This window comes from Enterobacter sp. RHBSTW-01064 (genome assembly GCF_014103035.1).
GTDB lineage: Bacteria > Pseudomonadota > Gammaproteobacteria > Enterobacterales > Enterobacteriaceae > Enterobacter > Enterobacter mori.
The window spans coordinates 189673-200870 of record NZ_JABXOU010000006.1 but is presented as its reverse complement, the minus strand read 5'-3'; the positions used below and the strand labels follow the sequence as shown (position 1 = coordinate 200870).

11 protein-coding genes are annotated in these 11198 nt (G+C 54.7%); 5 read left to right on the top strand and 6 right to left on the bottom strand.

Features of this window, described 5'->3' with window-relative positions; genetic code table 11:
• Positions 1-37: 37 nt before the first annotated feature.
• From HV355_RS18350 to folA, 4 genes are all read left to right on the top strand, one after another.
• Positions 38-271, top strand: a complete 234-nt coding sequence (locus tag HV355_RS18350; RefSeq protein WP_010427047.1) for a YgdI/YgdR family lipoprotein — start codon at positions 38-40, stop codon at positions 269-271.
• A 103-nt stretch (positions 272-374) separates the two neighbouring features.
• Positions 375-905 carry a glutathione-regulated potassium-efflux system oxidoreductase KefF gene (gene kefF, locus HV355_RS18345; protein ID WP_010427046.1) on the top strand — a complete coding sequence of 177 codons (531 nt, stop codon included), beginning with the start codon at positions 375-377 and terminating at the stop codon, positions 903-905.
• Complete coding sequence (gene kefC / locus HV355_RS18340; protein WP_108417115.1) at positions 898-2763, top strand: glutathione-regulated potassium-efflux system protein KefC; 1866 nt, start codon at positions 898-900, stop codon at positions 2761-2763. Before kefF ends, kefC begins: the two co-directional genes overlap by 8 nt.
• A 114-nt stretch (positions 2764-2877) precedes the next feature.
• A complete protein-coding gene (gene folA / locus HV355_RS18335) occupies positions 2878-3357 on the top strand; it encodes a type 3 dihydrofolate reductase (RefSeq protein ID WP_003856431.1) in 480 nt (159 codons plus the stop codon).
• Positions 3358-3396: 39 nt separating this feature from the next.
• Here folA and apaH read toward each other — a convergent pair whose 3' ends face one another.
• Genes apaH through lptD form a run of 6 tightly spaced genes read right to left on the bottom strand, consistent with a single transcriptional unit; the run spans position 3397 to position 10126 of the window.
• Positions 3397-4245, bottom strand: coding sequence for a bis(5'-nucleosyl)-tetraphosphatase (symmetrical) ApaH (apaH, locus tag HV355_RS18330; protein WP_029484936.1), 849 nt, complete (start codon positions 4243-4245; stop codon positions 3397-3399).
• Between the two features lie 4 nt (positions 4246-4249).
• A complete protein-coding gene (gene apaG / locus HV355_RS18325; protein WP_108417114.1) occupies positions 4250-4627 on the bottom strand; it encodes a Co2+/Mg2+ efflux protein ApaG in 378 nt (125 codons plus the stop codon).
• Positions 4628-4630: 3 nt separating this feature from the next.
• Positions 4631-5452: a 16S rRNA (adenine(1518)-N(6)/adenine(1519)-N(6))-dimethyltransferase RsmA gene (gene rsmA / locus HV355_RS18320; protein WP_010427042.1), complete on the bottom strand. Its 822-nt coding sequence runs from the start codon at positions 5450-5452 to the stop codon at positions 4631-4633.
• Complete coding sequence (gene pdxA / locus HV355_RS18315; protein WP_182403019.1) at positions 5449-6438, bottom strand: 4-hydroxythreonine-4-phosphate dehydrogenase PdxA; 990 nt, start codon at positions 6436-6438, stop codon at positions 5449-5451. Before pdxA ends, rsmA begins: the two co-directional genes overlap by 4 nt.
• The gene (gene surA, locus HV355_RS18310) at positions 6435-7721 is read right to left on the bottom strand and encodes a peptidylprolyl isomerase SurA (RefSeq protein WP_089599204.1); all 1287 of its coding nucleotides are present in this window, start codon (positions 7719-7721) and stop codon (positions 6435-6437) included. Before surA ends, pdxA begins: the two co-directional genes overlap by 4 nt.
• Positions 7722-7774: 53 nt before the next feature.
• The gene (lptD, locus tag HV355_RS18305) at positions 7775-10126 is read right to left on the bottom strand and encodes an LPS assembly protein LptD (protein ID WP_182402919.1); all 2352 of its coding nucleotides are present in this window, start codon (positions 10124-10126) and stop codon (positions 7775-7777) included.
• A gap of 240 nt (positions 10127-10366) precedes the next feature.
• Between lptD and djlA the strand changes: the two genes are divergently transcribed.
• Complete coding sequence (djlA, locus tag HV355_RS18300; RefSeq protein WP_100165493.1) at positions 10367-11182, top strand: co-chaperone DjlA; 816 nt, start codon at positions 10367-10369, stop codon at positions 11180-11182.
• Positions 11183-11198 lie beyond the last annotated feature (16 nt).

Sequence of the window (11198 nt, the reverse complement as noted above, 5' to 3'; positions counted from 1 at the left end):
CGATAACGAAATTCAACTGAGAGCAGGGGAAAACACCATGCAAAATAAACTACTGATCGCTTCCGTTCTGGCCGCCACTGCAATGTTTACCGTTGCGGGCTGCTCGTCTAATCAGGCAGTTAAAACCACCGACGGCCGCACCATCGTCACCGATGGCAAACCTCAGGTGGATGATGATACCGGTCTGGTGTCGTATAAAAACGCCGAAACCGGTCAAACCGAGCAGATTAACCGCGACCAGGTGAAATCCATGGGTGAGCTGGATAACTAATTCAGAATTCTGACGTAAGCCCGTCAATAATATTCACTATTAGCCTGTTGAATTACTGACTACACTCTTTTGTTAAAAGAAAGCAGTAACAACAGGCTAATCAATGATTCTGATAATTTACGCGCACCCCTATCCGCAGCACTCGCATGCGAATAAGCGGATGCTTGAGCAGGTAAGGACGCTTGATAACGTAGAGATACGTTCCCTCTATCAACTCTATCCCGACTTTAATATCGATATCGCCGCCGAACAGGAGGCGCTTTCTCGTGCCGATCTGATTATCTGGCAGCATCCCATGCAGTGGTACAGCACGCCTCCGCTGTTGAAGCTGTGGATCGATAAAGTCTTCTCTCACGGTTGGGCATATGGTCATAACGGTCATGCGCTGAAGGGGAAAAGCCTGATGTGGGCCGTGACGACCGGCGGCGGTGAAAGCCACTTTGATATCGGCTCCTTCCCCGGCTTTGAGGTGCTGGCGCAGCCGCTACAGGCGACCGCGCTCTATTGTGGTTTGAACTGGCTGCCTCCTTTTGCGATGCACTGTACCTTTATTTGCGACGATGAAACCTTGCAGGCACAGGCTCGCCACTACAAACAACGCTTACTTGAGTGGCAGGAGACGCACAATGGATAGCCATACGCTGATACAGGCACTGATTTATCTCGGCGCGGCGGCATTGATTGTCCCTGTGGCGGTTCGACTGGGGCTGGGATCCGTGCTCGGCTATCTGATTGCCGGGTGCGTGATTGGACCCTGGGGCCTTCGTCTGGTCACCGATGCCGAAGCGATACTGCATTTCGCTGAAATTGGCGTGGTGCTGATGCTGTTTGTGATTGGTCTGGAGCTGGATCCGCAGCGCTTATGGAAATTGCGTGCTTCCGTGTTTGGCGGCGGCGCGCTACAGATGGTGGCGTGTGGCCTGCTGCTGGGCGGGTTCTGCATCCTGCTGGGGATGGACTGGAAAGTGGCCGGGCTGATCGGCATGACGCTGGCGCTCTCCTCGACGGCCATTGCCATGCAGGCGATGAATGAGCGTAACCTGACGGTCTCCCAGATGGGCCGCAGCGCGTTCTCGGTGCTGCTGTTCCAGGACATTGCCGCCATCCCGCTGGTGGCGATGATCCCGCTGCTGGCCGCCAGCGGAGCATCAACGACGCTTGGCGCATTTGCACTCTCGGCGCTGAAAGTCGTCGGTGCTCTGATGCTGGTGGTCCTGCTTGGCCGATACGTCACCCGTCCACTGCTGCGCTTTGTTGCGCGCTCGGGCCTGCGCGAAGTGTTCAGTGCCGTTGCGTTATTCCTGGTGTTTGGCTTCGGTCTGCTGCTGGAAGAAGCCGGGCTGTCGATGGCAATGGGCGCCTTCCTGGCAGGCGTTCTGCTGGCAAGCTCCGAATACCGCCACGCGCTGGAAAGCGATATCGAGCCGTTTAAAGGCCTGCTGCTGGGGTTGTTTTTCATCGGCGTCGGGATGTCCGTCGACTTCGGCACGCTGGCCACGCATCCGCTGCGGATTGTTATCCTGCTGGTGGGTTTCCTGGTCATTAAAATGGCGGTACTGTGGCTGGTTGCCCGTCCGCTGAAGGTGCCAGGTAAACAACGTCGCTGGTTTGCCGCGCTGCTGGGGCAGGGGAGTGAATTCGCATTTGTGGTGTTTGGTGCAGCGCAGATGGCGAAGGTGCTCGATCCCGAGTGGGCCAAAGCGTTAACGCTGGCCGTGGCATTATCGATGGCCGCCACGCCGATCCTGCTGGTGCTGCTGACGCGTCTGGAAAAATCGGACAGCGAACAGGGGCGTGAAGCCGATGAGATTGACGAAGAACAGCCGCGAGTGATTATCGCTGGATTCGGGCGCTTCGGGCAGATCACCGGCCGTTTGCTGCTCTCCAGCGGCGTTAAAATGGTCATTCTCGATCACGATCCTGACCACGTAGAAACCCTGCGTAAATTCGATATGAAAGTATTCTATGGTGATGCTACCCGCGTCGATTTGCTGGAGTCGGCCGGGGCTGCGAAAGCCGAGGTGCTGATCAACGCCATTGACGATCCGCAAACCAGTCTGCAGCTGGTTGAGCTGGTCAAAGAGCATTTCCCTGACCTGACGATTATCTCCCGCGCGCGCGATGTGGATCACTACATCCAGCTGCGTCAGGCTGGCGTCGTAGCGCCGGAGCGTGAAACCTTCGAAGGTGCGCTTAAATCTGGTCGAATGGCGCTGGAAAGCCTGGGACTGGGGGCGTATGAGGCGCGTGAGCGTGCCGATCTGTTCCGCCGCTTTAACACCGGAATGGTCGAGGAGATGGTGGAGATGGCGAGCAGCACGGCTTCAGACCGGGCAGCCGTGTTTAAACGCACCAGCGCGATGCTGACGGAAATTATTAACGAGGACCGCAATCACCTGTCGCTTACCCAGCGTCACGGCTGGCAGGGAACGGAAGAGGGCAAGCACACCGGGGATCCTCAGGATGAACCGGAAAGTAAACCGTCCGCGTGAAGTGGAGTTGCCAGCAATATTAAAAAATTTCTGTTTCTTTACCCTGCCGCCAGTCGACGAAAGATTAAGCTTTCCGTATAGTGGCGGCAATTTTTTGCATCCGGGAAATTTTCAATGATCAGTCTGATTGCAGCGCTGGCGGTAGACCGCGTTATCGGCATGGAAAATGCCATGCCGTGGAACCTGCCTGCCGATCTCGCATGGTTTAAACGTACGACGTTAAACAAGCCGGTAGTGATGGGCCGCCTGACCTGGGAGTCGATTGGTCGTCCATTGCCGGGCCGTAAGAATATTGTGATCAGTAGCCAGCCAGGCACTGACGATCGCGTTCAGTGGGTGAAATCCGTTGATGAAGCGATTGCCGCCTGTGGTGATGCTGAAGAGATCATGGTGATCGGCGGCGGACGCGTGTATGAGCAGTTCCTGCCGAAAGCGCAGAAATTGTATCTGACCCACATTGATGCGGAAGTGGAAGGGGATACCCATTTCCCGGATTACGATCCGGACGAGTGGGAATCCGTTTTCAGCGAATTCCACGACGCGGATGCACAGAACTCACATAGCTACTGCTTCGAAATTCTGGAACGTCGTTAAGTGATTTTCCCTCTCCCGGCCGGGAGAGGGAATAACGTATCAGGAGGCGACAGCCTCACCTTCTCCTAAGTCCAGCTGTCGGTTGGACGGCTGTACGAAGTACGTTTTATCTTCCCACCGTAAGCAGGTTAACTCCCCACCCCAGCAGCATCCGGTATCAAGACCGTAGATCCCCTCCGGCGTCCCTTTACCTTCCAGAGCCGCCCAGTGACCAAAGACCACGCTGTACTCGCTTGTCACCGGTCCCGGAATGGCAAACCACGGTTTCAGCGGTGCAGGCGCGCTTTCCGGCGTCTCTTTGGAATACATGTCCAGCTGTCCGTTCGGGAAGCAGAAACGCATGCGGGTGAAGGCATTGGTGATAAAACGCAGACGGGCCAGACCGCTGAGATCCTCGCTCCAGTGGTTCGGCATATCGCCGTACATGGCATCGAGGAAGAAAGGATACGAGTCGCTTGCCAGCACCGCCTCAACATCGCGCGCGCAGGCTTTTGCCGTCTCGAGATCCCATTGTGGCGTGATCCCGGCATGGGCCATGACCAGCTTTTTCTCTTCATCGATCTGCAGCAGCGGCTGACGACGCAGCCAGTTGATCAGATCGTCCGCATCCGGTGCTTCAAGCAGGGGAGTAATACGATCTTTCGGCTTATTGCGGCTGATCCCGGCGAATACCGCCAGCAGATGCAGATCGTGATTGCCCAGAACCATGCGCACGCTGTCGCCCAGTGATTTAACGAAACGTAAAACCTCAAGGGAGCCCGGGCCACGCGCCACTAAATCGCCCGTCAGCCACAGCATGTCCTGTCCTGGCGTAAAGTCGACCTGCTTTAATAATGCGATCAGTTCATCGTAGCAACCGTGAACGTCGCCAATCAGATATGTAGACATTGGATTAATGAATGAATGTTGTAACGGCGAGACGGAATACGGGAATGGCAACGCGGAAGCCATTGCCATCGACGTCGACCATTTCATAATGGCCTTGCATGGTACCCATTGGCGTTTCGATCACCGCGCCGCTGGTGTACTGATATTCTTCGCCAGGAGCGATAAGCGGTTGTTCACCCACTACGCCTTCGCCCTGGACTTCAATTTCACGACCATTGCCGTTCGTGATAAGCCAATAGCGCCCGCGCAGCTGCACGGGCATCCGCCCCAGATTGCGGATGGTCACTGTGTAAGCAAAGACAAAACGTTCTTCATCCGGTGAGGACTGCGATTCAACATAGACGCTTTGTACATGGACACATACGCGGGGCGAATCAATCATGGCTTAACTCTCCTTCGGCGGCGCATTTTCGCTGATGTAATTAGCCAGCTTACAGTACTGCTCTACGGAAATGTTCTCCGCTCGCATTGCCGGGTCGATCCCCAGCTCGGCTAACACCTCAACGGTAAATGAGTTGCTCAGGCTGTTACGGATCGTTTTACGACGCTGGTTAAAGGCCTCTGTGGTGACGCGGCTCAGTACACGCAGATCTTTTACCGGGTACGGTTTCGTTTTGTGCGGCACAAGGCGCACAACCGCAGAGTCTACTTTCGGTGGCGGTGTGAACGCTGACGGCGGTACTTCGAGTACCGGGATCACGTTGCAGTAATATTGTGCCATCACGCTTAAACGACCATACGCTTTACTGTTCGGGCCTGCAACCAGACGGTTAACAACCTCTTTTTGCAACATGAAGTGCATGTCGGCAATGGCATCAGTATAGCTAAACAGGTGGAACATCAGCGGGGTGGAAATGTTGTACGGCAGGTTACCGAACACGCGCAGCGGCTGGCCCATTTTCTCTGACAGTTCGCCAAAGTTCATGGTCATGGCATCCTGCTGATAAATGGTCAACTTCGGCCCGAGGAACGGATGTGTTTGCAGACGTGCGGCCAGATCGCGGTCCAGCTCGATAACCGTGAGTTCGTCAAGGCGTTCGCCTACTGGCTCGGTCAGTGCGGCAAGGCCCGGGCCGATTTCGACCATCGCCTGACCTTTTTGCGGATTAATAGCCGAGACAATGCTTTCGATCACGAACTGATCGTTAAGGAAGTTTTGCCCGAAACGTTTACGGGCTAAGTGGCCCTGATGGACTCGATTAGTCATTGAGTATTAACAATCATTTTGATGGCGAGATTAAGCGCCGTAATAAAACTGCCGACATCCGCTTTCCCCTGGCCTGCCAGATCCAGCGCAGTACCGTGGTCAACGGACGTTCGAATAAAGGGTAAACCGAGGGTGATATTCACGCCGCGGCCAAAGCCCTGGTATTTTAGCACGGGGAGGCCCTGATCGTGGTACATCGCGAGCACGGCGTCGGCATTATCCAGGTATTTGGGCTGGAAAAGGGTGTCTGCAGGCAGTGGCCCGCTGAGGTTTATCCCTTTTTCCCGCATTTCGTTGAGCACCGGAATGATGGTGTCGATCTCTTCGGTGCCCATGTGTCCGCCTTCGCCCGCATGCGGATTCAGGCCACAAACCAGCACGTGCGGCTGCGGGATGCCGAATTTCGTCTGCAGATCGTGATGCAAAATCCTGATGATCTCGCGCAGGAGTTCAGGGGTGATGGCATCAGGAATGGCTTTGATGGGCAGATGGGTTGTCACCAGCGCGACACGCATCTCTTCCGTTGCCAGCATCATCACCACTTTCGGACTGTGCGAACGTTCTTCAAAGAACTCGGTGTGTCCGGTAAAGGGGATCCCCGCGTCGTTGATAACGCCTTTATGCACCGGACCGGTGATCAGCGCCGCGAACTCGCCGTTCAGGCAACCGTCGCAGGCGCGCGCCAGCGTCTCAACAACGTAGCGCCCGTTTTCAGTGCTGAGTTGACCGGGGACGACAGGGGTGCGAAGAGGAACCGACAGAAGCGTGAGGGTGCCCGCTTGCTGCGGTACGGGCTGCTGGCCTTCAACATAAGGGAGGAGCGTTAAAGGCAGACCGAGCAATGTTGCCCGGTCTTGTAACAGTGTTGCATCTGCGCAGACAACCAGTTCCACCGGCCAGCTGCGCTGGGCGAGCTGGACGACGAGGTCAGGTCCAATCCCGGCGGGCTCGCCGGGCGTGATCACAACACGATGCTGTTTCATCAGTTGCTCAGCACTTTCACGTAAGCGCTGGCGCGTTGTTCCTGCATCCAGGTTGCCGCTTCTTCAGAGAATTTGCGGTTGAACAGCATACGGTAAGCTCTGTCTTTCTGGGCCGCATCGGTTTTATCGACGTTGCGGGTATCCATCAGTTCAATCAGATGCCAGCCGAAGGAAGAGTGCACAGGTGCGCTCAGCTGACCTTTGCTCATTCTCGTCAACGCGTCGCGGAAAGCCGGATCGTAGATATCGGCCGCAGCCCAGCCCAGATCGCCACCCTGGTTAGCAGAGCCTGGATCCTGAGAGAACTCTTTTGCCGCATTCGCAAAGGAGGTTTTGCCGCTCTTGATGTCAGCTGCAATCTGTTCCAGCTTCGCACGCGCCTGATCGTCAGTCATGATCGGAGACGGTTTCAGCAGAATGTGGCGAGCGTGAACTTCCGTGACGGAAATGCTCTGGCTCTGACCGCGCAGATCGTTCACTTTCAGAATGTGGAAGCCTACACCTGAACGGATTGGACCGACGATGTCCCCTTTCTTCGCCGTGCTCAGCGCCTGGGCAAAGAGGGATGGCAGTTCCTGAATACGGCCCCAGCCCATCTGGCCGCCTTTCAGCGCCTGCTGGTCAGCGGAATAGGTGATGGCCAGCTTGCCAAAGTCACCGCCGTTACGCGCCTGCTCAACGATAGAACGCGCCTGGCTTTCCGCTTCAGCCGCCTGATCGGAGGTTGGGTTTTCCGGAAGCGGGATCAAAATGTGGCTCAGGTTCAGTTCGGTGCTGGCATCGTTCTGGTTACCCACCTGCTTAGCCAGCGCGTCCACTTCCTGAGGCAGGATGGTGACGCGGCGACGCACTTCGTTGTTACGCACTTCTGAAATCAGCATCTCTTTACGGATCTGATTACGGTAAGTGGCGTAGCTGATGCCATCGTAGGCCAGACGGCTGCGCATCTGGTCCAGGGACATGTTGTTCTGTTTCGCAATGTTCGTGATCGCCTGATCGAGCTGCTCGTCAGAAACCTTCACACCCATTTTTTGACCCATCTGGAGGACGATCTGATCCATGATCAGACGTTCCAGGATCTGGTGGCGCAGCGTTGCGTCATCCGGAAGCTGCTGACCTGCCTGGCCCGAATTGAGCTTTACAGACTGCATTAAACCGTCAACGTCACTTTCAAGCACGACGCCGTTGTTAACCACAGCGGCGACTTTATCAACAACCTGGGGTGCCGCGAAGCTAGTATTCGCAACCATGGCGACACCGAGCAGCAGCGTTTTCCAGTTCTTCATACTTTTTCCATTTCAATTAACCGCAAAGCGGATTATGTTGCAAATCAAGCACATTACAAGGAACTGCGGTAAGGCAGAATGTTCGAGCGCAGCATCTGCTGCGTGCCCAGACCGTAGTTGGAACTCAGGCCGCGCAGCTCGACATTAAAGCCAATCACGTTATCGTATTTGCCCTGACTGTTTTGAGTATCCCAGCCGTTAAGCTTGCGTTCGTAGCCGACACGCAGCGCGTAACAGCAGGAGTTATATTGCAGACCTAGCATCTGGTCAGCGGGTTTTTGGGCATTCGTGTCATAGTAGTAGGCTCCGACGATTGACCAACGATCGGCGATTGGCCAGCTCGCGGCGCCACCCACCTGCGAAATCCCGTCTTTGTACTGGTCAGCATTGGCGTAGTTCGGCAATGTCGCCTGAATATATTCCGGGCTGGCATAACGGTACGTCAACTGCACCATACGGTCTTCATCACGACGGTATTCAATGGCAGCACTGCCCGTCGCGATGTTATCCAGGCGAGTATCGTACTGAACACCACCGCGCAGACCCCAACGATCGGTCATGCGCCAGTAGGTATCACCTGCCCACACCAGTGAACCCGTTTTGTTGCCTTTCTCCCAGTTAATGTCGTCATCACCGGTACGAGACTCGGTGAAATAGTAGATTTGACCAACAGAAACGTTAAAACGTTCAACGGCAGATTCATCATAAACGCGCGTTGTGACGCCGGTCGTCAACTGGTTAGCAGACGCAATACGGTCAAGCCCGCCGTAGGTACGGTCGCGGAACAGGCCGCTGTAGTCAGACTGGAGGAAGGACGAGTCGTAGTTTTGAATTTTGCTCTGATCGCGATAAGGCACGTACAGGTACTGCATACGCGGCTCAAGCGTCTGGGTGTAACCGTCCGCGAGAAGGCCCATATCACGTTCGAAGATCAGCTTACCGTCCATCTTGAATTGCGGAAGCGTACGGTTTACCGATTCTTCAAGATCGGTCTTATATTGTTTGTTATACCAGTCCAGGTTTTTCTGCTGGTAATGGGTTGCCATCAGCTTGGCTTCGGTATTCAGGCTCGCCCAGTCGTTTGACCATGGCAGGTTGATCGTCGGCTCAATATGCAGACGCGTTGATTCCGGCATATCCGAGTTGGTGTTGACGAAGTGCACCGCCTGGGCGTAGACGCGGGTGTCGAAAGGCCCGACATCGTTCTGATACCAGTTGACGTCCAGCTGCGGTTCAGCACCATAGGTACTGGCCGTTTGGGTGTTAAAGACCTGGAACTGCTTGGTCGACACCGTGGCGTTAAAGTTCTCAATGGCGTAGCCCACGCTGAATTTCTGCGTGGCGTAGCCGTCCGTACTGGAACCGTATTTAGAGTCAAAGTCGTTGAAATAATACGGATCGCTAACTTTGGTATAGTCAACGTTGAAGCGCCAGACCTGATCCATCACCCCGGCATGCTGCCAGTAGTACATCCAGCGGTGTTTATCACCTTCGGTGGGGTGCTCGTCCTGGAAGACTTTGTCCGATGGCAGATAATCAAACTCCATCAAACCGGCACCCGCTTTGGTCAGATAGCGGAATTCGTTTTCCCACATGATGTTACCGCGCTTATGGATATAGTGCGGCGTGATCGTCGCATCCATGTTTGGCGCGATATTCCAGTAATACGGCAGGTAGAACTCAAAGTAGTTCGAGGTGCTGTATTTGGCATTCGGGATCAGGAAACCGGAACGTCGTTTGTCGCCTACGGGAAGCTGCAGGTAAGGGCTGTAGAAAACAGGGACCGGGCCGAGCTTAAAGCGGGCGTTCCAGATCTCCGCGACCTGTTCTTCACGATCGTGAATAACTTCACTGCCCACCACGCTCCAGGTATTCGAGCCCGGCAGACAGGAGGTGAAGGAACCGTTTTCCAGAATCGTATAGCGGTTTTCACCGCGCTGTTTCATCAGGTCAGCTTTACCGCGCCCCTGACGACCCACCATCTGGTAATCACCCTCCCAGACGTTGGTATCTTTTGTATTCAGATTTGACCAGGCTTTCGGACCTTTCAGGATGACCTGGTTGTCGTCATAGTGCACATTACCCAGCGCATCCACCGTACGTACTGGCGCAACCGCACCTTCTGGTTGCTTCTGATGCAATTGCACTTCATCTGCCTGCAGACGGCTGTTGCCCTGGTTAATATCGACATTGCCCGTAAAGGTGGCATTGTCAGGATAATTACCTTTCGCATTGTCGGCATTGATGGTAACCGGCAAGTCATTCGTATCGCCCTCAACCAGTGGACGATCGTAACTTGGGACGCCAAGCATACATTGCGAGGCGAGATCGGCTGCCAGCCCCTGTTGGCTGTACAGAGCGGCGCCAATCATTGTGGCCAGGAGGGTGGGGATACGTTTTTTCATACGTTGTATTTTATTGTTCCGTCATCAGTGGCTACGGCTTACAAACGCTCAGAGACTATCTTACTCATCAGCGCAGTACCAGCGTTAATCCTGCCCGTTTGCGTGCCAGAGTGTTAGGCTCGCTATCGAATGACGAGTATGATAATGCAAATTATAGGCGATGTCCCTCAATTGACCGTGGCGCGACCACTGTAATGATGGCGTTGCGTCGAACCAGGAACATGACTATTCGGGGAGTATATGCAGTATTGGGGTAAAATCATCGGCGTTGCGTTCGCATTAATCATGGGCGCTGGCTTTTGGGGCGTGGTACTGGGCCTTATTATCGGCCATATGTTTGATAAGGCACGCAGCCGCAAAATGGCCTGGTTCGCCAACCAGCGCGAGCGTCAGTCGCTCTTTTTCTCCACCACCTTTGAGGTGATGGGGCATTTAACCAAATCAAAAGGGCGCGTCACCGAAGCCGATATTCAGATTGCCAGCGTATTCATGGATCGCATGAATCTGCACGGTGAATCTCGCGTGGCAGCGCAAAATGCGTTTCGTATCGGTAAAGCGGATAACTATCCGCTGCGTGAAAAAATGCGTCAGTTCCGCAGCATCTGCTTCGGTCGTTTTGATTTAATTCGGATGTTTCTGGAGATCCAAATTCAGGCGGCCTTCGCCGATGGCTCCCTTCATCCCAACGAGCGGGACGTTTTATACGTCATTGCTGAAGAACTGGGGATCTCCCGCATGCAGTTCGACCAGTTCCTGCGCATGATGCAGGGTGGCGCGCAGTTTGGCGGGGGTTACCAGCAGCAATCCTCCGGTGGCGGCTGGCAGCAGACGCAGCGTGGCCCGACGCTGGAAGATGCCTGCAACGTGCTTGGCGTAAAGCCTTCTGACGATCAGACCACGATCAAGCGTGCCTATCGTAAGCTCATGAGCGAGCATCATCCGGACAAGCTGGTCGCGAAAGGTTTACCGCCAGAGATGATGGAGATGGCGAAGCAGAAAGCGCAGGAAATTCAGAAAGCCTATGAGCTGATAAAAGAGCAAAAAGGTTTTAAATAAAAAATGGCCCGATGAT